We start from the raw sequence: 23,461 nt of genomic DNA, 5'->3' as shown, positions 1-23,461 counted from the left end.
TGCACGATCGGTGATGTGGCGGGAAGCGACCACAGTGTCGCCCATCCGGGCCGGCGCGGCAGGCAGCACGCGCCGCGCCGGCCCGGGATCGGAGCCTGTCCCTGACTCCCCGTCGCGAGCGGGTGCGCGGCGTTGCGGAACAGGTCCTCGGGGACGAGGCGAGCGGCTCAGCCGGCTCGCCGCAGCTGGTCGGCCACGGTGTCGAGTAGTTCGTTCCAGGACTTCTCGAACTTCTCCACGCCCTCGCGCTCCAGCACCGCGTACACGTCGTCGAGGTCGATGCCCAGCTCGCTGAGGCGGTCGAAGACCTGCTGGGCGCGCTCGGCGGTGCCGGTGACGGTGTCACCGCGCACGTCGGCGTGGTCGGCGGTGGCGTGGAGGGTGTCCTCCGGCATGGTGTTGACCGTGTTCGGCGCGACCAGCCCGTCGACGTAGCGGGTGTCGGACATCGCCGGGTCCTTCACGCCGGTGGAGGCCCACAGCGGACGCTGCTCGTGCGCACCCGCGGAGGCCAGCGCCTGCCACCGCTCGGTGGAGAAGCGCTCCTGGTAGGCGGCGTAGGCCAGCTGCGCGTTGGCGATGGCCGCCCGCCCCGCGAGGTCGTCGCCGCCGTCGACCTGGGCCAGGCGCTTGTCGACCTCGGTGTCCACGCGGGAGACGAAGAACGACGCCACCGAGAAGATCGTGCTCAGGTCGTGCCCGTTGGCCTCGGCCCGCTCCAGGCCGGCCATGAACGCGTCCATGACCGCCTTGTAGCGCTCGACCGAGAAGATCAGCGTCACGTTGACGCTCACGCCCTCGGCCAGCGTGCGGGTGATCGCCGGCAGGCCTGCCTCCGTCGCGGGGATCTTGACCATGAGGTTCGGCCGGTCGACGGCCTTCCACAGGTCCAGGGCCTCGGAGACGGTGCGCTCGGTGTCGTGGGCCAGGCGCGGGTCCACCTCGAGCGAGACCTTGCCGTCCACGCCGCCGGTGGCCTCGTGGGTCTGCCGGAACACGTCGGCCGCGTCCCGGACGTCGGCGGTGGTCAGCTCACGCACCGCGTCGTCCACGCCGGCACCGCGGGCGGCCAGCTCGCGGATCTTGTCGTCGTAGTCGGCCGCGTTCGACATCGCCTTGGCGAAGATCGTGGGGTTGCTGGTGACACCCACGACCGCGTAGTCGCTGATCAGCTCGGCGAGGTTGCCGGAGTCGATGCGCTGGCGGGACAGGTCGTCCAGCCAGATCGACACCCCGGCTTCGCTCAGCGCCGTGAGGTTCGCGTTGCTCGTCACTGTGTTCCTCCGCTCACGCGTTGCGTGCGTTGCTCAGGCTGCGCCGGGCGGCGTCGACGACGGCGTCGCTGGTGATGCCGAACTCGGCGTACAGCGTCTTGTAGTCCGCCGAAGCGCCGAAGTGCTCGAGGGAGACCGCCTCGCCGGCGTCGCCCACGAACCGCTCCCACGGCTGGGCGATGCCGGCCTCGACGGAGACGCGGGCGCGGACCGCGGACGGCAGCACCTTCTCGCGGTACGCGGCGTCCTGCGCGTCGAACCACTCCACGCACGGCATGGACACCACACGGGTGGAAACGCCCTCGGCCTCGAGATTCTTCCGCGCCTCGACCGCGAGGTGCACCTCGGAACCGGTGGCAACGATCACCACCTCGGGGTTCCCGTCGTCGGCGTCGGCCAACACGTAGCCGCCGCGGGCCACGCCCGCGGAGTCGGTGCCCTCCAGCGTCGGCACGCCCTGCCGGGTCAGCGCCAGACCGGCCGGGCCGGTCGGGTTCTCCAGCACGGTCCGCCACGCGGCGACGGTCTCGTTGGCGTCGGCCGGGCGGACGACCGACAACCCCGGGATCCCGCGCAGCGAGGCGAGGTGCTCGATCGGCTGGTGCGTCGGGCCGTCCTCGCCGAGGCCGATGGAGTCGTGCGTCCAGACGTAGACCACGGGCGCGCGCATCAGCGCGGCGAGCCGCACCGCGGGGCGCATGTAGTCGCTGAACACCAGGAACGTGCCGCCGTAGGGGCGGGTTCCGCCGTGCAGGGCGATGCCGTTGAGCACCGCGCCCATCGCGTGCTCGCGGATGCCGAAGTGCAGCGTGCGGCCGTAGGGGCGGGCGGTGAACTGCGGCGTGGAGATGGACTCGGGTCCGAAGGAGTCCACGCCCTTCATCGTCGTGTTGTTGCTGCCGGCGAGGTCGGCCGAACCGCCCCACAGCTCCGGCAGCACGTCGGCCAGCGCCGAGAGCACCTCACCGGAGGCCTTCCGGGTGGCCACGCCCTTGGCGTCCGGCTCGAAGGTCGGCAGCTTCTCCTGCCAGCCGGCGGGCAGCTCGCGCTCGCGCAGCCGCTCGAGCAGCGCGTGGCGCTCCGGGTTGGCCGCGGCCCAGGCGTCGAACCGCTGCTGCCACGCGGCGTGGGCGGCCTCGCCGCGCTCGGCGACCCGGCGGGCGTGGGCCAGCACCTCCTCGGAGACCTGGAAGGACTGCTCCGGGTCGAAGCCCAGCGCCTTCTTGACCTCGGCGACCTCCTCGGCGCCGAGCGCGGCGCCGTGCGCGTCACCGGTGTTGATCTTGTTCGGCGCGGGGTAGCCGATGACGGTGCGCAGCACGATCAGGCTCGGCCGGTCGGTCTCGGCCTTGGCCGCCTCGAGCGCCTCGAGCAGGCCCTGCACGTCCTCACCGCCGTGCACCGTCACCACGTGCCAGCCGTAGGCCTCGTAGCGCTTGGCGGTGTCCTCGCTCAGGGCGATGTCGGTGTTGTGCTCGATCGAGATCTCGTTGGCGTCGTAGATCACCGCGAGGTTGCCGAGCTGCTGCGTACCGGCCAGCGAGGAGGCCTCGGAGGTGATGCCCTCCTCGATGTCGCCGTCCGAGGCGAGCACGTACACCTGGTGGTCGAACACGCTCTCGCCGGTCGCCGCCTCCGGGTCGAACAGACCCCGCTCGCGGCGCGCGGCCATGGCCATGCCCACCGCGGTGGCCAGTCCCTGGCCGAGCGGGCCGGTCGTGGTCTCCACGCCGGCGGTGTGGCCGTACTCCGGATGCCCCGGGGTCTTCGACCCCCAGGCGCGCAGGGCCTTGATGTCGTCCAGTTCCAGCCCGTAACCGGACAGGAACAGCTGCAAGTACAGCGTGAGGCTCGAGTGCCCGGCGGACAGCACGAAGCGGTCGCGCCCGATCCAGTCGGGATCGCCGGGATCGTGCCGCATGACGCGCTGGAACAGCGCGTAGGCGGCGGGAGCCAGGCTCATCGCGGTTCCCGGGTGGCCGTTGCCGCGGTTCTCCACGGCCTCGGCGGCCAGCACCCGCACCGTGTCGACGGCGCGCTGGTCCAGCTCGGTCCAATCCTCGGGAAGTCGCTTCGTGGTCAGGCGTTCAAGATCATCGGTGACGGACACGGACGCAGCTCCAGTAGTTCCCTCGGCGCGGTGGGCGTACCTGTACCCACCGCGGTTGTCCCTCGTCCGACGGGCAGCTTAATCGTGCCGGTACCGGCACGCGCCACCAGTCGGCATTGACGTCGTCCGCGCACGGCGGTGCGGACACACGCGCGCGTAGCAGACCGTTCGCCGGGATCGTTCCAGAGGCGCTTGCGGTCGGCCCGACCGGGCTCGACACCCGGCGGGCCGCACTCGGATCGCCGGGATCGGGGTCGTGGCCGCGCGGCGGTCCCCCGTGTGCGCGGGACCGCCGCCCAGCGTACGCCCGTGCGGTCACAGCGCGTGGGCGCCGGGTTGATCGCCCGGGCCATCCCCCGGGCACGGACGGGCGTGTAGCGCGCCTACTATTCGGGGAGGCCGGAGCTTTCGTGCGAAACACGTGCGGAAGCGCCGGTAGCCGAGGAGCAAGGAGCCAGCCGTTGGTGAGCGCGTCGTGACCAGCACGCTCGGAACCCCCGTCCGGCACGCCCGGCGCCCCGCCGAGCTGCTCAGGGCCTACGCCGGGTTGATCAAGCCGTACGTGATCGAGCTGCTGCTGGTCACCACGATCCCGGCGATGCTGCTGGCCGAGCGCGGCATCCCCGACCCCTGGTTGGTGTTGGCGACGCTGCTCGGCGGCGGCATGGCCGCGGGCAGCGCGAACGCGCTCAACTGCGTCGCCGACGCGGACATCGACCAGGTGATGAAGCGGACCCGGGCGCGTCCGCTCGTGCGGCACACCGTGTCCAACCGGCACGCCCTCGTCTTCGGCCTCGCGCTCGGCGCCGGCTCCTTCGCCTGGCTGTGGGCGACCACGAACCTGCTGGCCGGCGCGCTGGCCGTGGCCACGATCCTGTTCTACGTCTTCGTCTACACCCTGCTGCTCAAGCGGCGCACCACGCAGAACATCGTCTGGGGCGGCGCAGCCGGCTGCATGCCCGCCGTCATCGGCTGGGCGGCGGTCACCGGCCGGGTCGAGTGGCCCGCGCTGGTCATGTTCGGCATCGTGTTCTTCTGGACGCCGCCGCACACCTGGGCGCTGGCGATGAAGTACCGGGAGGACTACGTCCGGGCCGGGGTGCCGATGCTGCCGGTCCTCGCCGAGGCCGCCGAGGTCTCCCGCCGCATCCTCGTGTTCAGCTGGCTCATGGTCGTGTGGTCGCTGCTGCTCGTGCCGGTGGCCGGCTGGCTGTACGCGGTGTGCGCCGCGCTCGCCGGGGCGTGGTTCGTCGGCATGGCCCACCGGCTGCACGCGCGGACCAAGCGCGGTGCGAGGACCAGGCCGATGCGGCTGTTCCACATGTCCAACACCTACCTCATGCTCGTCTCGGTGGCGCTGTCCGCGGACTCCGCGCTGGGCCTGGCCGTGCTCGGCTGGCCCGCGTAGCCCGAGCGGTCCCGGCCGAACCCGGCCCCGGTGCGGTTCCGCCGGGCAGGTGTCCCGATCCGCGGGGAGATCCCCGCCGCGCCGGTCATGACCTAGGCTGAACGGCATGAGGTGGTCGTGATGGCACCCCGGATCACCGAGCAGCAGCGCGCCGCGGTCCACCGCCTGGTCGAGCGGGGAGTGCTCCGCCGCGGCCAGGTCGAGGCGGTGCTCGCCGCGCTGGAGGACCCGGAGCCGCCGCCCGGTTCCGGGGAAGGCTCGCAGGAGGGGGGCGGTGGCGACGGCGCGCTGCGGTGGGGGCGTTCCCGGCGGAGCGTGCTCTTCGAGGTCCTGGCCTACGTGGGCGGCACCCTCGTGCTGGGCGCTGCCGTGTCCGTGCTCGCCCTGACCTGGGGCGAGCTGAGCCGCGCCGGTCAGGTCTCCGTGCTCGGCGCGGTCACCGCGGTGCTGCTGGTCGCCGCGCTCGCCCTCGCCGGCGGTCCGCGCGCCCTGCTGCGGTTGACCGGGGCGCGGCAGCGCGTCGTCTCGCTGCTGCTGGCCTTCGCCGGAGTCGCCCTGGCCGGCGCGGTCGGCGTCGCGCCCTCCGGGCACACGGGCAACCTCGACTGGTCGATCACCGGCTTCCTCGCGGTGCTGCTCGGGTACCTGGTCGTGCCCGCCGCGCCGGGCGCGCTGCTGACGTGCCTGTTCAGCGCCCTGCTGACCGGCACCCTCGTCGACGAGTACGGCGGCGGCAGCGGTGCGCTGGGCACGGCGCTGCTGCTGCTCGGGCTCGCCTGGGCGGTGCTCGCGCTGGTCGGGGCGCTGCCGCAGCGCGCGCTGCCGCTGAGCGCCGGGCTGGTCATCGCCCTGTTCGGCGCGCAGTGGTTGCAGGGAGTCGCGCAGCCCTGGGGGTACGGCGCGACGCTGGTGCTGGCCGCGCTGTGCTTCGCCGGGTTCTTCGCCCGCCGCGACCAGGTCCTGCTCGCCGGTGGTGTGGTGGGGTTGACGATCGCCGTGCCCGAGGCGGTGTGGGACCTCACCGAGGGGGCGCTGGGCGGCCCGGTCGTCGTGCTCATCGCCGGGGTGGTGCTGCTGGTCAGCGCCGTGCTCGGGGTGCGGTGGGAACGCTCCCGCGCGCAGCCCTCGCGCCCGCGGGGCGCCGGGTGAGGCGCCGCGGGCGGGTGAGCGGTCGCGCGGGCGGTGGCTCCCGGTGTCCGCTGCCCGGGGCGGGTGGCGGGGGCAGCCGGGGAACGGAGGTTCCTCCCAGCTCCCCCGGGCCACCCGCCCCAGCAGCCGATCCGCGGAGCCCCTACTCGTTCGGCCGGATCAGCAGCTGGCCGCTGGTGCGCCGCCCCTCCAGGTCGCGGTGCGCCTGGGCGGCCTCGGCGAGCGGGTAGCCGTGCCCGATCCGCGGGCGCACCCTGCCCTCCTCGAGCCAGCTCCACAGGTCACCTGCGCGCCAGTCCAGCTCGGCGCGGGTGAGGATGTGGTGGGCGAGGCTCGGCCGCGTGAGGAACAGCGAGCCACCGGAGTTGAGCCGCTGCGGGTCGACCGGCGGCACCGGTCCGCTGGCCGCGCCGAACAGCGCGAGCACGCCGCGCGGGCGCAGGCTGGCCAGGCTCGCGTCGAAGGTGTCCTTGCCGACGCCGTCGTAGACCACGTCCACGCCGCGGCCGTCGGTGAGCGAGGAGACCTCGGCGGCCACGTCCTCCTCGGTGTAGCGGATGACCTCGTCGGCCCCGTTCTCCCGCGCGGTGCGCTCCTTCTCCTCGGTGGAGACGGTGCCGATGACGTTGCCGCCGGCGGCCTTGACCAGCTGCGTGAGCAGCAGCCCCATGCCGCCCGCGGCGGCGTGCACCAGCGCGGTCTCCCCGGTGGAGACCGGGTAGGTGCTGGTGACCAGGAAGTGCGCGGTCATGCCCTGCAGCAGCGAGGCAGCGGCGGTGCGCTCGTCCACTCCCGCCGGCAGGCGCACCGCCTTGTCCACCGGGACGGCGGTCCGCTCGGCGTACGCGCCCGGCGTCATGGCCCACGCGACGCTGTCGCCCGGGGCGAACCCGGTCACCTCCGCACCGGCCTGCACGACGCGGCCCGCGCCCTCCACTCCGGGGGTGAACGGCAGCGTCATCGGGTAGAGCCCGCTGCGCTGGTAGGTGTCGATGAAGTTCACCCCTGCGAAGGAGACCTCGACCAGCAGCTCGCGCGGTCCCGGTTCGGACGGTGCGACGTCGGTCAGCTCCAGCGCCTCCGGACCCCCGTGCTCCCGTACCCGTATTGCGCGCATGCACCCACCTTCCACGTGGTGATCGGACCGCCTCCACCGTAGTGCGCTCGGTCGTCGGCGCGCGATCTCGGCCCCGCGCGCCCGACCCGCCCGCGCGTGCGAGGCGTGCGCCACTCCCGGGCTCCCCATCGGGCGGGGACCGCGGCTACGATCACGGTGTGGCTGAGACGCAGGAACAGCAGGTGGAACCGTCCGCGCAGGAAGTGTCCGCGGCGAACGAGTTCGTCCGCGCGCACGGGGGCTCGGCGCGCGCCGTCGTGGAGAACATGGGCCGTGCGGGCGCCCGCGTGGTGCTGATCGGGCAGGACGGCGCCTTCGGCGACGTCGTCGTCGCGGACGCTCCCACGGGCAAGGCCCTGGTGGCCGCCGTGGACGGGCTGACCGAGCACGACTGGGACGCGGAGACCACGAGCGCGCTGCGCATCGGTCCGGAGCACCGCTACCGCATGGGCGGGGTGCGCCGGTGACCGCGCCGCACGTGCTGCTCGCCAGCTGCACCGGCCTGCCCGCATCCGACGGGGACGAGTCGGGCCTGGTCGCTGCGCTGGGAGCGCTCGGCGTGCGCGCCGAGTGGGCGCCCTGGGACGACGTCGAGACCGACTTCGCCGCGGCCGATCTGGTCGTGCTGCGCGCGACCTGGGACTACGCGCACCGCCGCGAGGAGTTCCTCAAGTGGTGCGAGTCGGTTCCGCGGTTGGCCAACCCGGCGCCCGTGGCGCGGTGGAACACCGACAAGGCCTACCTGCTCGACCTGGCCGGGCGGGGCGTGCCGGTGATCCCGACCCTGGTCCTCGGGCCGCAGGACACCCCGGAGTGGCCGGGGACCGAGTTCGTCGTCAAACCGGCCGTGGGCGCGGGTTCGCGCGGAGCGCGCCGGTTCCGGCCGGACGAGCGGGACGCGGCCGCCGCGCACCTCGCCGCGCTGCGCGGGGAGGGGACCCGCGCGGTGGTGCAGCCCTACCAACCGGCCGTGGACCGGGAGGGGGAGACCGCGCTGGTCTTCGTCCGGGGGGTGTACTCGCACGCCTTCCGCAAGGCTCCGATGCTGCCCGCCGGGGAGTCCGCCGAGCTGGACCCCGCGGGGTTGTTCGCCGGGGAGAAGCTGCGCCCGGCTCTGCCGGGGGAGGACCTGCGGCGCGTGGCCGAGGACGCGCTCGACGCGGCCTGCCGGGTGCTCGGGCTCGGCAGGGCCGAGCTGCTCTACGCCCGGGTGGACCTGGTGCGCGATGCCGCGGGCGAGCCGCTGCTGCTCGAGCTCGAGGTGACCGAGCCCGCGCTGGGCTTCGCGCAGACCGATACCGCCGCCGCGCTGGACCGCTTCGCCTCTGCGGTGCGCGCCGCCCTGGTGGGCTGAGGCGGCGAGCGGAGCGCTCCGCCGCCGCTCCTGACCCGCAGCCGCGCCCGCCGCGGTTCCGTCGCCGGGTCGTTCCTCCGCCGCTGCCGGGCTGCGGCTGCTTCCGCTCCCGCGGGACCGCCCCCCGGTCGGTGGCGCGCCGCCGATCGGATTTGGCCACGCGCTCCACGTGCATTACGTTTTCAGTAGTTACTGAACTCGATCTCGGGGGAGGCGCCGTGGCCGAGTACGTCCAGCGCACCGATCGTCCCGCCATGTCCGAGTGGGTCGAGCAGATGGCGGCGCATTTCGAGGCCACCGAGGGGATGCCGCTCATCGCGGGCCGGATCCTGGCCTTCCTGCTCATCTGCGACCCGCCGGAGCGCACGGCCGCGGAGCTCTCGCACGCGCTCAGCGCCAGCACCGGTTCGGTCAGCACGAACGTCCGGCTGCTCATGCGGCTCGGCGTGGTGTCCAAGACCACCCGCCACGGCAGGGAGGCCGCGCTCTACCGGGTGGAGGAGGACCACTGGCCCGAGCTGGTCCGGCTGCGCATGCGCCGCGTCACCGAGATCGAGGAGCTCACCGAGCAGGGGCTGCGCATGTTCAGCGGGCAGAGCGAACGGGCCCGCCGCCTGCGCACGGTGCACGAGTTCTACCGCTGGCTGTCCGCGGAGCTGCCGGAGCTGTGGCGGCGCTGGGAGCGCGAGCAGCGCGGGCGCTGACCGGAACCGGGGCGGCAGGCGCGGTCAGCCGCGGCTGCCCGCCGCGGCCGCGGCGGCGGTGCTCCCCGGTGCGGGGGCGGGCACCGCTCCGCGGTGGCGCGCCTCGCTCCACAGCAGGCCGGTGCTGATGATCACCAGCGTCGCCCCGAGCACGTGCAGCACGACGAGCAGTTCGGGCACGCCGAGGTAGTACTGCACGGAGCCGAGCGCTCCCTGGGCCAGCACGACGACGGCGGCGCCGCCGTAGACGCGGAGCAGGCCCTTGGTGGGGCGCGTGCCGCGCAGCCACACGCCGAACACGGCGAGGATGAGCACGTAGGCCATCGCCAGGATGGCGTGCGTTTCGGCCAGCCGCGGCACCGGCAGGTCCAGCCGCGGCGTGGCCGCGTCCCCGGCGTGCGGCCCGGCGGCGGTGACGAGCGTGCCGGCGAAGGCCAGTCCGAAGGTGACCACGACCAGCGCCACGAGCAGCCGGCGGGAGCGGGCGGGCACCAGCCAGGTCGGCGGCCCGTCGCCCTCGCGGGCGGCCTTGAACAGCTGGGTGGCCACGTAGATCAGGACCGCCGAGAGCATGAAGTGGATCGACACGCTCCACCACAGCAGGTCGACCCACACGGTCATGCCGCCGATCACCGCTTGCACGACCACGCCGAGCGGCATGATCAGCGCGTAGGTGCGCAACCGCCGCCGCGTCGGGCGCACCAGCCACGCGGCGATGCAGCACAGCAGCGCGATGATGCCCACGGCCGGTGCCAGCATGCGGTTGCCGAACTCGATGGCCTGGTGCAGCGCGGCCACCTCGGGGTGCGGCTGGGGCACGAGGCTGCCCGGGAAGCACTGCGGCCACGTGGGGCAGCCGAGCCCGGACTCGGTGACGCGCACGGTCGCGCCGGTGATCGAGATCAGCGTCTGACTGATCACCACCAGCAGCGACAGCGCACGCGCGGCGGCGGGAGCGGAGTTCGAGATTCGCGCAAGCACCGTGGGCACGGAACCGATGGTAAGCACCGCGCCCCTCCCGCCCCGCCGCAGGGCCGCCCCGGCGTGATCCGGAGCTCCTCCACCGCCGCGCGCCACGGGCGTCAGTCGCGGCCGAACAGCTCCCGCGGAATGCCGCCGGCCTCGAGCACCAGGTGCGACAGGCGCTCGGCGTGGTCGAACAGCTTCTCGGCCCCGGCGGTGCCGATCGCCTCCCACGGCGGCATCGACATCGCGTCGGTGTGCGCTTCGACCTCCTCGCGCAGCTGCGCGCCCGCGTCGGTGATCTCGCCGTCGGCGTCGACGAGGCCGCGCTCGCGCAGCCCGTCCAGCGCCGCGTCCCACTGCTGGTCCGACCACTCGCGCAGCGACTTCGCCGCGGAGGGCTTGAAGCCCTTGCCTGTGCAGCAGTGCAGCACCAGCGCGGACAGCCCGTCGAGGCCGGCCTGCTGCAGCGCTGCGATGTGCGCGTCGCCGCGGAACTCCCGCAGCAGGGTGATCGCGTGCCACAGCCGCATCGCCGGCCGTTCGGGCCAGGCCACGTCGGCGTGCCCGGCGAACAGCGGCTTGCCCGCGACCGGGCAGGCCCGCGCCGCGCGCTCGGCCAGGTCGGCCGCTTCGGCGACCCAGGGCTCTGCGAGCGCTTCGGCGCCCGCCATGCGGGTCAGCGCGGTCTCGGCGGCCCGGTAGCGGGTCGCGATGATGGTCTCGGGGGAGGCGATCGACCAGGCGTGCGGGATGGACCGGGCGACGGAGTCCGGGTTGAAGTTGTAGAAGGTCGCCGCCACGACCCCGGGGCCGACCGGCCCCATGGCGGCCGCGCGGCCGGCGTAGTAGGCCATGCGCCCGCGGCCCAGGCCCAGTTCGGCGAAGGCCTCCTCGGCCTCCGGGGCGAAGTAGATCATCGAGTGCGGCGCTTGCAGCGCGGAGGCTGCTCGCCGGGCGATCTTGGTCATGGGGGCACTCTAGAACGCGGAGCTGAGCGTGTCCCGGGTCCGTGCCCGCTCGTTCGCGGACTCGCGGAGTGCCGGGGCGGCCCGGACCGCGTCAGGTCAGCCGCGTGGCGCGGCCGGCGAGACCGCCGGCGGCGACGCCCCAGGCGAGCAGCACGAGCACCGGGCCCCACCCGGGGGCGGTGCCGTGCAGCAGGGTCGCGTCGAGCCCTTCGGCCAGTGCCCCGGACGGCAGGTAGCCGACGGCGGTGCCGAGGTGGGCGGGCAGCTGGTCGGCGGGCAGGGCCAGGCCGCCGGCGAAGACCAGCGCCAGCCAGATCGCGTTCGCCAGGGCCAGCACGATCTCGGCGCGCAGCGCGCCACCGACGAGCACGCCGAGCCCGCCGAAGGACAGCGTGCCGAGCACCAGCACGCCGATCGCCGGCAGGACGCCCGGCAGGTGGGGGGACCAGCCGAGCAGGGCGGCGACGGCGCCGAGCACCACCGCCTGGATCGCGACGACGAGCAGGGTGGCCAGCACGCGCCCGGCGACGAGCGCCCAGCGCGGCAGCGCGGTGGCCGCCAGGCGTTTGAGCACCCCGTAGCGGCGGTCGAAGCCGAGCGCGATCGCCTGACCGGTGAAGGCGGTGGACATGACCGCCAGCGCGAGGATGCGCGGGGTCACCGAGTCCACCCGCGGTTCGGGCAGCTCGCCCAGGTGCAGCAGGCTCAGCCCGACGAGCATCACCAGCGGGATGATCAGCGTCAGCAGCACCTGCTCGCCGTGCCGCAGGATGAGCAGCGTCTCGACGCGGGTCTGCCGCGCGAGCATCCGCGCGGCGCTGCCGCGGCCGGGGGCGGGCAGGAACGTGCCCGCGGGGAACGCCGAGCCGCGGCCGCCGGCCGCGCCACCGCCGGAAGCGCCACCGCCGGAGGGGCCGGCGCCGGAGGGGCCGGCGGCGGTCACCGCGGTGTCGCCGCGCAGGTTGGTTTCGGGCTCCGCACTCACGATCGCAGCTCCCGTCCGGTCAGCTCCAGGAACACGTCTTCCAGGCTGCGCCTGCTCACCCGCAGCTCCTGGGCCAGGACCCCGTGCTGGGCGCACCAGGAGGTCACGGTCGACAGCATCTGCGGGTCGACGTCGCCGTGCACCACGTAGTCTCCCGGGCGCAGCTCCCGCGCCGAGCAGTCCTCGGGCAGGGCGGCCAGCAGCAGCTCGAGGTTGAGCCCCGGCTGGGAGCGGAACCGCAGCTGCTGGCGCCCGTCCGGCGGCTCGGTGAGCTCGGTGACGGTGCCGCCGGCGACGCCGCGGCCGTGGTCGACGATGACGACCCGGTCGGCCAGCTCCTCGGCCTCGTCCATGAGGTGGGTGGTGAGCAGGACGCCGACGCCGTCGCGGCGCAGGGCGGACACGAGGTCCCAGACCAGGTGCCGCGCCTGCGGGTCCATGCCGGCGGTGGGTTCGTCGAGGAACACCAGCTCGGGCCGCCCGACGACGGCGCAGGCCAGCGACAGGCGCTGCTGCTGACCGCCGGAGAGCCGCTTGAAGGGGGTGCGCCGGGCACCGGAGAGCCCGAGGACGTCGAGCAGCCACCCGGTGTCGAGCGGGTTCGCCGCGCAGGAGGCGACGAGGTCGAGCATCTCCTCGACCCGCACGCCGGGGTAGGCGCCGCCGCCCTGCGGCATCACGCCGATGCGCGGGCGCAGCCGGGCGGCCTCGGCGGCCGGGTCGAGCCCGAGGACGCGCACTTCGCCGCTGTCGGCGCGCTGGAACCCCTCGCAGATCTCCACGGTCGTGGTCTTGCCCGCCCCGTTGGGGCCGAGCAGCGCGAGCACGCTGCCGCGCGCCATGTCGAGGTCGAGCTCGGCGACGGCCTGCGTGCCGCCGAAGCGCTTGGTCATCCCGCGGAGGTGGACGGCCGGACCGCCGGCGCTGTCCACGGGGCCCCAGTTCGCGGTGTCCCGGCCTAGGCTCACAGGAACCCAGCCTAGGCCGTGCCGTGAATCTCGCCGCCACGGGTGCCGGGCGGAGCCCGGCCCGCCCCCGCGGCGCGGGGGCTACTCGGGCAGGCCGAAGCGGCCGCGGAGGGGAGCGGGCCAGGGCAGCCGGTGGCGCAGGAACCACGTCAGCGCGCCGAACACGAGCAGGGCGGCGACCACGGCCAGCGGCACCTGGTAGGCGCGCAGGACGAAGCCGGCGCCGGTGGGCGGGATGAACAGCGACACGGCCGCGCAGATGGCCACGGCGGTGATGCGGAACCGGCGGTCGTTGGTGGCCAGGGCCAGCGGGACGATCGCCCACAGCAGGTACCACGGCCACAGCACCGGCGCGCTCAGCGCGAGCACCAGCCACGTCACCCCGAGACCGACGAGCGGGGTGGTGCGGCGGCGGAAGGTCAGCCACAGCATGACCAGGCACACCACGCCGGCGATGGTGTAGCCGAAGTACTTGGTGATCTCCAGCATCGCCTCGGTGTGGTTGCCGAGCCCGAGCAGCATGCCCGCTCCGGCGCCGGTCATGCCGAAGGCGGTCAGCGGTGCGAGGAAGCTCTTCACCCGGTTGGGCACGTCGAGGGTCTCGAGCCAGCCGAGCCCCCAGCCGCTGGCGAGGGTGATCAGGGTCATGGTGGCGAGGAACACGGCCAGCAGCACCGCGCCCACGCGCAGCAGCTCGCCGAAGCCGCCCCTGCGGCGCACCACCAGGGCCATGCCGAAGAACCCGAGGGCGACGAAACCGGGCAGCTTGATCGCGCCGCCGAGGGTGAGCAGCACGCCGACGGCGATGGTTCCGGGCCAGTTGTTCCAGCGCAGCCCCAGTTCGAAGGCGGCGAGCGCGATGCCGACCATGAGGATGTCGTTGTGCATGCCGCTGACGACGTGCAGCAGCACGACCGGGTTGAGCGCGCCGAGCCACATCGCCGGCACGGGGTGCACCCCGCAGCGGCGCGCCAGGTGGGGGACGGCCCAGATGGCCGCGGCCAGGCCCAGCAGCATGACCAGGCGCCACACGAGCACGCCGAGCACGACGTTGTCGCCGATCACCCGCGAGATCAGCTGGCCGAGCATGAGGAACAGCGGCCCGTAGGGCGAGGGCGTGTCGCGCCAGATGTTGGGGACGTTGGCGGTGAACGGGTGCTCGATGCCCAGCGCGGTGTCGGAGCCGAGGACGTAGGGGTCGAACCCGCGTGCGGCCACTTCGCTCTGGGCCAGGTAGGAGTACATGTCCGTGCTGAACAGGGGCGGTGCCACGGCCAGCGGCAGCGCCCACATGACCAGCGTGCGCCCGGTGCGGGCCATGGACATGATGCGGCCGCGGCCCGGTCGGGCCAGCGTGCCGAGCCAGAGCCAGGCGGCGACGAGCATGAACACGCCGAGCCACGCGCAGGCCATGGACACGGTGGGGATGCGCGGGAACAGGCCGAGCACCCGCACTCCGGTGATGGGGTTGTGCACCGGGTTGGCGCCCGCGCCGATGGCGCCGGCGGCGAGGACCATCGACCCGGCCGTGCCGAACCGCCGGACGACGTCGCAGCGCCGCTGCTCCCGCGCGCTCAGCTCCTCCGGCTCGCGCTCGCGTTCCGCGCGGCCCACCCGCTGTTCGGGGTTCCGGTCGAGCGTCGGCTCACCGGACGTTTCACCTGACGCCACGCCGACGAAGCGTACTGGGTGACCCGGATCACCACATCGGCCCGGATGCGGGGCGGGGCCGCATCCTGACGAGGTTCGACAAATTAGATAACATCACTGTTGTGGAAAACACCGGAGTCCCGTCCCGGGGAGCCCCGTTCCGCGGTGCCTCGTCCCGGGAAGCCCCGCCCCGAGAAGGGGGGGTCGTGGCCGGACCGGAAACCGATCCGGCCGGCCCCGGCGTGTCCCACAGCGAAGGACGGACGCGCAACGAGGTCGCGCGGCTGCTGCTGCAGCGGGGGCCGATCACGGCCGCCGAGGTGGCCGCGGAGCTCGGAGTGAGTCCTACCGCAGTGCGCAGGCACCTCGACGCCCTCGTGGCGGAGGGGGAGGCGTACTCGCGGGAGGCTTCCCCGCGCAGCCGCCGCGGCAGGGGGAGGCCGGCTCGTCTGTTCCTGTTGACCGAAGTGGGCCGTGCCCGGTTCGGGCACGCGTACGACGATCTGGCGGTGGCCGCGCTGCGGTTCATCGCCGAGCAGGAAGGCGAGCAGGGCGTGCGCCAGTTCGCCGAACGGCGGATGGCCGGCCTCATGGCCGAGCACCGGGCGGCCCTCGAGGCCGCGCGGACCCAGGCCGAACGGGCGGAGGTCCTCGCTCGCGCTTTGTCCGAGGAGGGATACGCTGCGACGACGCGGGACGTCGGTAGCGGTGAGCAGATCTGCCAACACCACTGCCCGGTGGCGCACGTGGCTGCGGACTTCCCGCAGCTGTGCGAAGTCGAGACGGAGGCTTTCGCCGAAGTCCTCGGCACCCACGTGCAACGGCTGGCCACGATCGCCAACGGCGACGCGGTGTGCACGACCCACGTGCCGCACAGCCGGTACGCGAAGCGGAGCGGCGGGCACCGTTCCACTTCACCTGAGACTTCCGCGGATCCGGTATCGGAGACGCGGGAACCTGCCCCGAGTCCACACGGAGGGGAGTCCACATGACTGCCGCTGCGGAGCAGCGACCCACCACATCCGGCCAGCTCAGCCAAGAGGAAACTCTGGAGACGCTGGGCAACTACGAGTACGGCTGGGCCGACCCGGACGTCGCGGGCGCCAACGCGCGACGGGGCGTCGACGAAGAGGTCGTCCGGGAGATCTCGGAGAAGAAGGGCGAGCCCGAGTGGATGCTGGAGGCCCGGTTGAAGGCCCTGCGCCTGTTCGACCGCAAGCCGCTGCCCACCTGGGGTGCTGACCTCTCGGAGATCGACTTCGAGAAGATCAAGTACTTCGTCCGGTCCACCGAGGAGCAGGCCCAGACCTGGGACGACCTGCCCGAGGACATCAAGAAGACCTACGACAAGCTCGGCATCCCCGAGGCGGAGAAGCAGCGCCTCGTCGCCGGCGTCGCCGCGCAGTACGAGTCCGAGGTCGTCTACCACCAGATCCGCGAGGACCTGGAGGCCCAGGGCGTCGAGTTCCTGGACACCGACACGGCGCTGCAGAAGCACCCGGAGATCTTCAAGGAGTACTTCGGCTCGGTCATCCCGGCCGGCGACAACAAGTTCTCCGCGCTCAACAGCGCGGTGTGGTCCGGCGGTTCGTTCATCTACGTGCCGAAGGGCGTGCACGTCGACATCCCGCTGCAGGCCTACTTCCGGATCAACACGGAGAACATGGGCCAGTTCGAGCGGACGCTGATCGTCGTCGACGAGGGCGCCTACGTGCACTACGTCGAGGGCTGCACCGCTCCGATCTACTCCAGCGACTCGCTGCACTCGGCGGTCGTGGAGATCGTGGTCAAGAAGAACGCCCGCTGCCGGTACACGACCATCCAGAACTGGTCGAACAACGTGTACAACCTGGTCACCAAGCGGGCCAAGGCCGAAGAGGGCGCGACCATGGAGTGGGTCGACGGCAACCTCGGCTCCAAGGTCACCATGAAGTACCCCTCGGTGTTCCTCATGGGCGAGCACGCCAAGGGCGAGGTGCTGTCGGTGGCCTTCGCGGGGCAGGACCAGCACCAGGACGCGGGCGCGAAGATGGAGCACATGGCTCCGCACACGTCCTCGTCGATCGTGTCCAAGTCGATCGCCCGCGGCGGTGGCCGCACCTCCTACCGGGGGCTGGTCAAGGTGGCCAAGCGCGCCAACCACTCCTCGTCCAACGTCAAGTGCGACGCCCTCCTCGTGGACACCGTCAGCCGGTCGGACACGTACCCGTACGTGGACATCCGGGTGGACGACGTGAACATGGGCCACGAGGCGACCGTGTCCAAGGTGAGCGACGACCAGCTGTTCTACCTGATGCAGCGCGGTCTCACCGAGGACGAGGCGATGGCCATGATCGTGCGCGGCTTCGTCGAGCCCATCGCGCGCGAGCTGCCCATGGAGTACGCACTGGAACTGAACCGACTCATCGAGCTGCAGATGGAAGGGGCCGTCGGCTGAGATGGCAGACACCAAGCTCGACCCGACCGGGTCTTCGTCCACCGCGAACGAGGGTGCCGAGCCCGCTCAGCACGGCCTGAGCGAGCACTCCCACGGCGGTGAGGTGCCGCAGATCTCCCGCGGCCAGCGCTTCACCTCCTACGACGTCGAGGCCTTCGAGGTCCCCGGCGGTCGCGAGGAGGACTGGCGCTTCACGCCGATGAAGCGGCTGCGCGGCCTGCACGACGGCTCCGCCGTGGCCACCGGCTCGTTGCGGGTGGAGGTCGACGGCCCCGAGGCCAAGGCCGAGACCGTGGGTCGCGAGGACTCCCGGCTCGGCGACGGCGGCGTCCCGGCCGACCGGGTCGCCGCCCAGGCCTGGAGCGCGTTCACCGAGGCCACGATCGTCACGGTGCCGAAGGAGACCCGTCCCGAGGGGCCGATCACCGTGACGGTGCACGGCCCCGGTGAAGGCGAGACCACCTACGGCCACGTCCAGGTGCGCGCCGAGCAGTTCGCCGACGCCACCGTGGTGGTCGACTACCGCGGCAGCGGCACGATCGCGGACAACATCGAGTTCGTGGTCGAGGACTCCGCGCGGCTGTCGGTCGTGTCCGTGCACGACTGGGCCGACGACGCCGCGCAGGTCAGCTCGGAGCACGTCACCCTGCGGCGGGACGCGCAGTTCAAGCACCTGGCCGTCACCCTCGGTGGCGACCTGGTGCGCGTGAACACCACGCTGAACTACTCCGACAAGGGCGGCGACGCCGAACTCCTCGGCCTGTACTTCGCCGACGAGGGCCAGCACCTGGAGCACCGGATGCTCGCCGACCACTCGCAGCAGAACTGCCGCAGCAACGTGCTGTACAAGGGCGCGCTGCAGGGCCAGTCGGCGCACACGGTGTGGATCGGCGACGTGCTCATCCGCGCCGCGGCCGAGGGCACCGACACCTACGAGCTCAACCGGAACCTGGTGCTCACCGAAGGCGCCCGCGCCGACTCGGTGCCGAACCTGGAGATCGAGACCGGCGAGATCATCGGTGCCGGGCACGCCAGCGCCACCGGTCGGTTCGACGACGAGCAGCTGTTCTACCTGCGTTCCCGGGGCATTCCGGAGGACCAGGCGCGGCGGCTCGTGGTGCGCGGGTTCTTCGGCGAGATCCTGCAGAAGATCACCGTGCCGGAGGTCCGCGAGCGGCTCGAGGCCTCCATCGAGAACGAGCTCAACGCGGTCGGCGCCTGACTGCTCGCACACCAGCTTTCGCAGACACCGGGAGAACGAACAAGAACATGGCCACCCTGGAGATCAAGGACCTGCACGGATCGGTCGCCACCGAAGAGGGCGACAAGCCGATCCTCAACGGCGTGAACCTGACCATGAGCTCGGACGAGATTCACGCGATCATGGGGCCGAACGGCTCCGGCAAGTCGACCCTGGCCTACGCCCTGGCCGGGCACCCCAAGTACCAGATCACCTCCGGCTCGGTACTGCTGGACGGTGCGGACGTGCTGGAGATGAGCGTGGACGAGCGCGCTCGCGCCGGCCTGTTCCTCGCCATGCAGTACCCGGTCGAGGTGCCGGGCGTGTCGATGTCGAACTTCCTGCGCAGCGCCGCCACCGCCGTCCGCGGCGAGGCCCCGCAGGTGCGCCACTGGGTCAAGGAAGTCAAGGACTCGATGGGCAAGTTGGACATCGACTCCTCGTTCGCCGAGCGCAGCGTGAACGAGGGCTTCTCCGGCGGTGAGAAGAAGCGCCACGAGATCCTGCAACTGGACCTGCTGGACCCGAAGTTCGCCGTGCTCGACGAGACCGACTCCGGCCTCGACGTGGACGCGCTGCGGGTCGTGTCCGAGGGCGTGAACCGGTTCGCCGGCAAGGGCGACAAGGGGATCATGTTGATCACCCACTACACGCGCATCCTCAAGCACATCAAGCCCGACTACGTGCACGTCTTCGCCGAGGGCAAGGTCGCCGCGTCCGGTGGTGCGGAGCTGGCCGAGCGGCTCGAGGAGCACGGCTACCAGCAGTTCACCGGCAGCAAGGAGGCAGCGGTCTAGTCATGAGCATCCAGCCTCCTCGTACCACGAGTGCGAGCACGCCCCCGGAGGCCGCGTCGCTGGACGTCGCGGCGATCCGGGCGGACTTCCCGATCCTGGGGCGCACGGTTCGCGACGAGCGCCCCCTGGCGTACCTGGACTCCGGAGCGACCTCGCAGCGTCCGCGCCAGGTGCTCGACGCGGAGCGCTCCTTCCTGGAGAGCTCCAACGCGGCGGTGCACCGCGGTGCGCACCAGCTCGCCGAGGAGGCGACGGATGCCTACGAGCTGGCGCGGCGCAAGATCGCCGACTTCGTCGGAGCGGGCACCGACGAGGTGGTGTTCACCAAGAACGCCACCGAGGGCGTGAACCTGGTCGCCTACGCCATGAGCAACGCGGCCACGGCCGGGGCGGAGGCCGAGCGCTTCCGCCTCGGCCCCGGCGACGAGGTCGTCGTCAGCGAGATGGAGCACCACGCGAACCTCGTCCCGTGGCAGCAGGTGTGCCAGCGCACCGGCGCCACGTTGCGCTGGTTCGGCGTCACCGACGAGGGGCGCCTCGACCTGTCCGACATCGACGGCGTGATCACCGACCGGACCAAGGTCGTCGCGGTCGCGCACCAGTCGAACGTGCTCGGCACGGTCAACCCCCTGGACGAGGTGGTGGCCAAGGCGCACGCGGTCGGCGCGCTCGTCATCGCCGACGTGTGCCAGTCCGTGCCGCACGCGCCGGTGAACCTCGCCGAGCTCGGCGTGGACTTCGCCGTGTTCTCCGGGCACAAGATGCTCGGCCCGAGCGGCATCGGCGTGCTCTACGGGCGGCGGGAGCTGCTGCGGGACATGCCGCCGTTCATCACCGGCGGTTCGATGATCGAGATGGTCCACATCGACCGCTCGACCTTCGCCGAGCCGCCGCAGCGGTTCGAGGCGGGCGTGCCCATGACCTCCCAGGCCATCGGTCTCGGGGCGGCCGTGGACTACCTGTCCGCGGTGGGCATGCAGCGCGTGGCCGCGCACGAGCGGCAGCTGACCGAGGCGGCGCTGGGCGCGCTGTCCGAGGTGGAGGGCGTGCGGATCATCGGTCCGACGACCACCGACCACCGCGGCAGCGCCGTGTCCTTCGTCCTCGACGGGGTGCACCCGCACGACGCGGGGCAGGTCCTCGACAGCATGGGCGTCGAGGCCCGGGTCGGGCACCACTGCGCCTGGCCGCTGCACCGGAGGATGGGCGTGCCCGCCACGGTGCGCGCCTCGTTCTACCTGTACAACGAGCTCGACGAGGTCGAGACGCTGGCGGACGCGGTGCGCGAGGCGCGGCGCTTCTTCGGGGTCGCGTAGCGGGAGTTGATCGATGCAACTGGAGCAGATGTACCAGGAGATCATCCTGGACCACTACCGCAACCCGCACTGCAGCGGTCTGCGCGAGCCGTACGACGCGGAGTCCTTCCAGGTCAATCCGGTCTGCGGGGACGAGGTCACGCTGCGGGTGCGGTTGAGCGGATCGGGCCCGGACGCGATCGTCGACGACGTGTCCTACGACGGCCAGGGCTGTTCGATCAGCCAGGCGGCCACCTCGGTGATGACCGATCTCGTGGTCGGCCGGTCCGTGAAGGAATCGATGCTGACCGAGTCGTCGTTCAACGAGATGATGCACGGCCGCGGTCAGGTCGAACCGGACGAGGACGTGTTGCAGGACGGCATCGCCTTCGCCGGCGTGGCGAAGTACCCGGCACGGGTCAAGTGCGCCCTGCTGGGGTGGATGGCGTTCAAGGACGCCGTATCGCGGGTTGCCGAGGTCGAGGCGTCCTAGGGCAGACTGGACGCCGCGGGCAAGACAGCCGCAGGACAGGAGTGGGAGCGTCATGACGGACGAAACCCAGGTTCAGGACAGGGCCGATGCCCCGGAGGCGACCGCCGCGGGGACCGCTGAGGACTCCGTGCAGCGCGGGGCCGAAGGAATGCCGGAACCGCCGGCCCCGGCCGCCGAGCTCGCCAAGGTCGAGGACTGCGAAGAGGCGATGCGCGACGTCGTCGACCCCGAGCTGGGGATCAACGTGGTCGACCTCGGTCTCGTGTACGGCATCACGGTCGAGGAGGACAACACGGCCACGGTGGACATGACGTTGACCTCGCCGGCGTGCCCGCTGACCGACGTCATCGAGGAGCAGGCCGGTTCGGTGCTGATGGGCGGGCCGAACGGCGGGCTGGTCCGCGACTTCCGGATCAACTGGGTCTGGATGCCGCCGTGGGGCCCGGAGAAGATCACCGACGAGGGCCGGGAGCAGCTGCGCGCCCTCGGCTTCACGATCTAGGAGGATATTGTCAGGTCGTTTTGCGTGCGGCCCTTCGGCGCTGGCGCGTCGAAACGAGGAAGATCGCAGTCACCCGCGACGACGATCGGCAGCGACTTGACGGAGCACTTCTAAAAAGCTGCTGAGAGACGCGTGACCGCGGCCGGTGCCGGACCCTTCCGCGCCGGCCGCGGTCGTGTCCGCAGGGTTCACGGCGCCGCGTCGGGGTCCGCCCCGGTCTCGGCGGCCCGGACGGTCCGCCGCAGCGCCCCGGCGAAGCTCTCGTCCACGTTCCGCTTGCTGCTCTGCTGCGGCACGCTCGAATCGCTCTTCGGCGTGCCGCGCAGCACGTCGACCCGTTCCGAACCGGGGCGGGAGAGCACCCAGCTCGATCCGGACAGCGACTTCGCCTCGTGCTTGAGCGGGGCCAGTCGCTGGGAGGCCTGCTCGTAGGAGGCCATCGTCGACGGCGTGCACACCACGGTCGCCAGGGACAGGCCCACCTCCACCTCCCCGATGCGGCGCGGCGGGTCGAGCACCCGCTCGGACAGCGCCACGACGTCGTCGACGTCGGCGACGAGCAGGAAGTCGTCCCCGCCGACGTGGCCCACAGACACCGAGTCGAACGCGGTGGCCGCGTCCGTCAGCGCCCGCCCGAGGGTGCGGATCAGCTCGTCCCCCGCGGAGAAGCCGACCTCGTCGTTGACGGCTTTGAACCCGTCCACGTCGAGCCAGCTGACCGTGAACACCTCGCCGGCGGCGATGCGGCGCGCCACGTCGCGGGCGACCGCGTCGCTGCCGGGGAGCCGCGTCAGCGGGTTCAGCGTCGCGGCCTGCTCGACCTTCAGCTCGGCCATGCCGCGGATCAGGTCGCCGGCCTGGACCACGCCGAGGCAGCGGCCGTCCTCGTCGACGACGACCGCGTCGTCGTACATGCGGTTCTGGCTGGATTCGGTGACCAGGCTCAGCGCTTCCATCGCCGTGGTGGCCGTGGTGACCAGCCGCGGTTCGTCGGCGAGCCGGGAGGCGGGCCGCTTGGCGTGCAGTGCGTGCCCGTACGGGCCGGTGACGGCGAGCAGGAAGCGGTTGCGCTCGACCGTCCACTGCGGAACGTTGTGCTCGTCGACGAGGACGACGCCGCTGGCCTCCGGTTGCTGGGCGAAGACTTCGCGCACCTCGTCGGCGAGCACCCCGTGCGACAGCGTGACGGCCGGGATCAGGAACTCGGACACGCGGGGACCTGCGGCGAGCGTGCGCACCTGCGCCGAGCCCGGGTCGGTGACCTCAGCGGCCACACCGGGGACCGTGCGCGCGGTCGGGGGGCGGCGCGCGGCGGGCCCGAGCAGGTTGCCCTGCACCAGGCGCACGCCGTTGTGCCGCAGCGCGGTGAGCTGCCGCTCGGAGTCCACGCCGACGGCGTGCAGGCGCGCCTCGACGCTCTGGCACAGGTGCGCCAGGGCCTCCAGCGTCGCCGTCCGGTGCGGGTCATCGGGAACCCCGGCGACGACGGAGGAATCCACTTTGATCAGGTCCGGGGCGAGGTCGGTGAGCACCTTCAGCGGCACGTCGCCGCTGCCCAGGTCGTCCAGCGCGATCCGGAACCCCGCCTCGCGCAACTGCCGTGCCGCGCTCAGGAACCGCTCGGTGTCCAGCCGGGTGAACGGCGGTCCGATCTCCAGGGTGATGTCGGCCTCGTGGCGCCCGGTGGCCCGGACGTGGTCGCGCAGCGCCAGCACCTGCTCGGTCGCCTCGACGAGGGTGCCGGCGAAGACGTTGACGTGCAGCGGCACGTGGGCCTCGTGCTCGGCGGCCACGCCCAGCGCCGAGGTCATCAGCGCGACGTCGAGGTCGGCGAGCCGGCGCTGCCGCGCCGCGGCGCGGAACAGCGACTTCACGTTGCCGCTGCCGGGCCGGGACAGCACCTCGGCCGCGACGATGGCGCCCGTGCGGACGTTGACGACCGGTTGGAACCCGAACCGGACGGCGTTGAGCAGCGCGCGCACGGAGTCCGCACTGCCCGCGGTCATCGTCTCGCCGGTGCTGTGCACGAACCGCTCCGTGACAT

Annotated in this window: 21 protein-coding genes; 12 read left to right on the top strand and 9 right to left on the bottom strand. The window is 72.5% G+C overall.

The window, feature by feature from the left end; translation table 11 throughout:
- Positions 1-167: 167 nt before the first annotated feature.
- Positions 168-1,274: a transaldolase gene (gene tal / locus ACVGV0_RS15890; RefSeq protein WP_459156471.1), complete on the bottom strand. Its 1,107-nt coding sequence runs from the start codon at positions 1,272-1,274 to the stop codon at positions 168-170.
- A 13-nt stretch (positions 1,275-1,287) separates the two neighbouring features.
- A complete protein-coding gene (tkt, locus tag ACVGV0_RS15885) occupies positions 1,288-3,384 on the bottom strand; it encodes a transketolase (RefSeq protein WP_459156470.1) in 2,097 nt (698 codons plus the stop codon).
- Between the two features lie 475 nt (positions 3,385-3,859).
- Between tkt and ACVGV0_RS15880 the strand changes: the two genes are divergently transcribed.
- Both ACVGV0_RS15880 and ACVGV0_RS15875 read left to right on the top strand, forming a co-directional pair.
- On the top strand, positions 3,860-4,792 hold the full coding sequence (locus ACVGV0_RS15880) for a heme o synthase (protein ID WP_459156469.1): 933 nt from the start codon (positions 3,860-3,862) through the stop codon (positions 4,790-4,792).
- Between the two features lie 120 nt (positions 4,793-4,912).
- Entirely contained in the window at positions 4,913-5,941 is a 1,029-nt protein-coding gene (locus tag ACVGV0_RS15875) for a DUF2157 domain-containing protein (RefSeq protein WP_459156468.1), read from the top strand.
- 142 nt (positions 5,942-6,083) lie between these two features.
- Here the strand turns inward: ACVGV0_RS15875 and ACVGV0_RS15870 are convergent, their stop codons facing one another.
- On the bottom strand, positions 6,084-7,058 hold the full coding sequence (locus ACVGV0_RS15870) for a quinone oxidoreductase family protein (RefSeq protein ID WP_459156467.1): 975 nt from the start codon (positions 7,056-7,058) through the stop codon (positions 6,084-6,086).
- A gap of 158 nt (positions 7,059-7,216) precedes the next feature.
- Here ACVGV0_RS15870 and ACVGV0_RS15865 point away from each other — a divergent pair, with 158 nt between their 5' ends.
- The 3 genes from ACVGV0_RS15865 to ACVGV0_RS15855 all read left to right on the top strand — a co-directional run bounded on the left by ACVGV0_RS15865 (position 7,217) and on the right by ACVGV0_RS15855 (position 9,116).
- A complete protein-coding gene (locus tag ACVGV0_RS15865) occupies positions 7,217-7,525 on the top strand; it encodes a hypothetical protein (protein WP_459156466.1) in 309 nt (102 codons plus the stop codon).
- On the top strand, positions 7,522-8,412 hold the full coding sequence (locus ACVGV0_RS15860; protein WP_459156465.1) for an ATP-grasp domain-containing protein: 891 nt from the start codon (positions 7,522-7,524) through the stop codon (positions 8,410-8,412). The genes ACVGV0_RS15865 and ACVGV0_RS15860 overlap by 4 nt, the downstream gene beginning before the upstream one ends.
- Positions 8,413-8,630: 218 nt before the next feature.
- Positions 8,631-9,116 carry a GbsR/MarR family transcriptional regulator gene (locus tag ACVGV0_RS15855; RefSeq protein ID WP_459156464.1) on the top strand — a complete coding sequence of 162 codons (486 nt, stop codon included), beginning with the start codon at positions 8,631-8,633 and terminating at the stop codon, positions 9,114-9,116.
- 24 nt (positions 9,117-9,140) lie between these two features.
- Here ACVGV0_RS15855 and ACVGV0_RS15850 read toward each other — a convergent pair whose 3' ends face one another.
- The 5 genes from ACVGV0_RS15850 to mptB form a co-directional block, all read right to left on the bottom strand.
- Positions 9,141-10,106 carry a COX15/CtaA family protein gene (locus ACVGV0_RS15850; RefSeq protein WP_459156463.1) on the bottom strand — a complete coding sequence of 322 codons (966 nt, stop codon included), beginning with the start codon at positions 10,104-10,106 and terminating at the stop codon, positions 9,141-9,143.
- 92 nt (positions 10,107-10,198) lie between these two features.
- Positions 10,199-11,050 (bottom strand): SCO6745 family protein, encoded by an 852-nt coding sequence (locus tag ACVGV0_RS15845; RefSeq protein ID WP_459156462.1) that lies wholly within the window; start codon positions 11,048-11,050, stop codon positions 10,199-10,201.
- Positions 11,051-11,141: 91 nt separating this feature from the next.
- Positions 11,142-11,858 carry an ABC transporter permease gene (locus ACVGV0_RS15840; protein WP_459160029.1) on the bottom strand — a complete coding sequence of 239 codons (717 nt, stop codon included), beginning with the start codon at positions 11,856-11,858 and terminating at the stop codon, positions 11,142-11,144.
- A gap of 173 nt (positions 11,859-12,031) precedes the next feature.
- Positions 12,032-12,928 (bottom strand): ABC transporter ATP-binding protein, encoded by an 897-nt coding sequence (locus ACVGV0_RS15835; protein ID WP_459160028.1) that lies wholly within the window; start codon positions 12,926-12,928, stop codon positions 12,032-12,034.
- A 156-nt stretch (positions 12,929-13,084) separates the two neighbouring features.
- A complete protein-coding gene (gene mptB, locus ACVGV0_RS15830; protein WP_459156461.1) occupies positions 13,085-14,674 on the bottom strand; it encodes a polyprenol phosphomannose-dependent alpha 1,6 mannosyltransferase MptB in 1,590 nt (529 codons plus the stop codon).
- A 185-nt stretch (positions 14,675-14,859) separates the two neighbouring features.
- Between mptB and ACVGV0_RS15825 the strand changes: the two genes are divergently transcribed.
- The 7 genes from ACVGV0_RS15825 (at position 14,860) to ACVGV0_RS15795 (ending at position 21,417) form a co-directional block, all read left to right on the top strand.
- Positions 14,860-15,645, top strand: a complete 786-nt coding sequence (locus ACVGV0_RS15825) for a helix-turn-helix transcriptional regulator (protein WP_459156460.1) — start codon at positions 14,860-14,862, stop codon at positions 15,643-15,645.
- Positions 15,642-17,090 carry a Fe-S cluster assembly protein SufB gene (gene sufB, locus ACVGV0_RS15820; RefSeq protein ID WP_459156459.1) on the top strand — a complete coding sequence of 483 codons (1,449 nt, stop codon included), beginning with the start codon at positions 15,642-15,644 and terminating at the stop codon, positions 17,088-17,090. Before ACVGV0_RS15825 ends, sufB begins: the two co-directional genes overlap by 4 nt.
- Position 17,091: 1 nt before the next feature.
- Positions 17,092-18,312: a Fe-S cluster assembly protein SufD gene (gene sufD / locus ACVGV0_RS15815; RefSeq protein WP_459156458.1), complete on the top strand. Its 1,221-nt coding sequence runs from the start codon at positions 17,092-17,094 to the stop codon at positions 18,310-18,312.
- A 47-nt stretch (positions 18,313-18,359) separates the two neighbouring features.
- Complete coding sequence (gene sufC / locus ACVGV0_RS15810) at positions 18,360-19,127, top strand: Fe-S cluster assembly ATPase SufC (RefSeq protein WP_459156457.1); 768 nt, start codon at positions 18,360-18,362, stop codon at positions 19,125-19,127.
- A gap of 2 nt (positions 19,128-19,129) precedes the next feature.
- Complete coding sequence (locus ACVGV0_RS15805) at positions 19,130-20,443, top strand: cysteine desulfurase (RefSeq protein ID WP_459156456.1); 1,314 nt, start codon at positions 19,130-19,132, stop codon at positions 20,441-20,443.
- Positions 20,444-20,456: 13 nt separating this feature from the next.
- On the top strand, positions 20,457-20,915 hold the full coding sequence (gene sufU / locus ACVGV0_RS15800; protein ID WP_459156455.1) for a Fe-S cluster assembly sulfur transfer protein SufU: 459 nt from the start codon (positions 20,457-20,459) through the stop codon (positions 20,913-20,915).
- A gap of 148 nt (positions 20,916-21,063) precedes the next feature.
- Entirely contained in the window at positions 21,064-21,417 is a 354-nt protein-coding gene (locus ACVGV0_RS15795; RefSeq protein ID WP_459160027.1) for a metal-sulfur cluster assembly factor, read from the top strand.
- A gap of 188 nt (positions 21,418-21,605) precedes the next feature.
- On the opposite strand, the gene ACVGV0_RS15790 is transcribed toward ACVGV0_RS15795, so the two are convergent.
- Positions 21,606-23,444 (bottom strand): GGDEF domain-containing protein, encoded by a 1,839-nt coding sequence (locus ACVGV0_RS15790; RefSeq protein WP_459156454.1) that lies wholly within the window; start codon positions 23,442-23,444, stop codon positions 21,606-21,608.
- Between the last annotated feature and the right edge of the window lie 17 nt (positions 23,445-23,461).

The organism is Salinifilum ghardaiensis (assembly GCF_054491345.1).
The sequence above is the reverse complement of the archived record's forward strand: the minus strand, read 5'-3'. Positions and strand labels throughout refer to the sequence as shown.

What these genes read in the sequence shown, in the direction of transcription:
- ACVGV0_RS15840 (WP_459160029.1), bottom strand. Translation starts at nt 11,858, where the DNA reads ATGCTCGCGCGGCAGACCCGCGTCGAGACGCTGCTCATCCTGCGGCAC.
- sufD (WP_459156458.1), top strand. Translation starts at nt 17,092, where the DNA reads ATGGCAGACACCAAGCTCGACCCGACCGGGTCTTCGTCCACCGCGAAC.
- sufU (WP_459156455.1), top strand. Translation starts at nt 20,457, where the DNA reads ATGCAACTGGAGCAGATGTACCAGGAGATCATCCTGGACCACTACCGC.
- ACVGV0_RS15875 (WP_459156468.1), top strand. Translation starts at nt 4,913, where the DNA reads ATGGCACCCCGGATCACCGAGCAGCAGCGCGCCGCGGTCCACCGCCTG.
- ACVGV0_RS15870 (WP_459156467.1), bottom strand. Translation starts at nt 7,058, where the DNA reads ATGCGCGCAATACGGGTACGGGAGCACGGGGGTCCGGAGGCGCTGGAG.
- sufB (WP_459156459.1), top strand. Translation starts at nt 15,642, where the DNA reads ATGACTGCCGCTGCGGAGCAGCGACCCACCACATCCGGCCAGCTCAGC.
- sufC (WP_459156457.1), top strand. Translation starts at nt 18,360, where the DNA reads ATGGCCACCCTGGAGATCAAGGACCTGCACGGATCGGTCGCCACCGAA.
- ACVGV0_RS15845 (WP_459156462.1), bottom strand. Translation starts at nt 11,050, where the DNA reads ATGACCAAGATCGCCCGGCGAGCAGCCTCCGCGCTGCAAGCGCCGCAC.
- ACVGV0_RS15835 (WP_459160028.1), bottom strand. Translation starts at nt 12,928, where the DNA reads ATGACCAAGCGCTTCGGCGGCACGCAGGCCGTCGCCGAGCTCGACCTC.
- ACVGV0_RS15795 (WP_459160027.1), top strand. Translation starts at nt 21,064, where the DNA reads ATGCCGGAACCGCCGGCCCCGGCCGCCGAGCTCGCCAAGGTCGAGGAC.
- ACVGV0_RS15805 (WP_459156456.1), top strand. Translation starts at nt 19,130, where the DNA reads ATGAGCATCCAGCCTCCTCGTACCACGAGTGCGAGCACGCCCCCGGAG.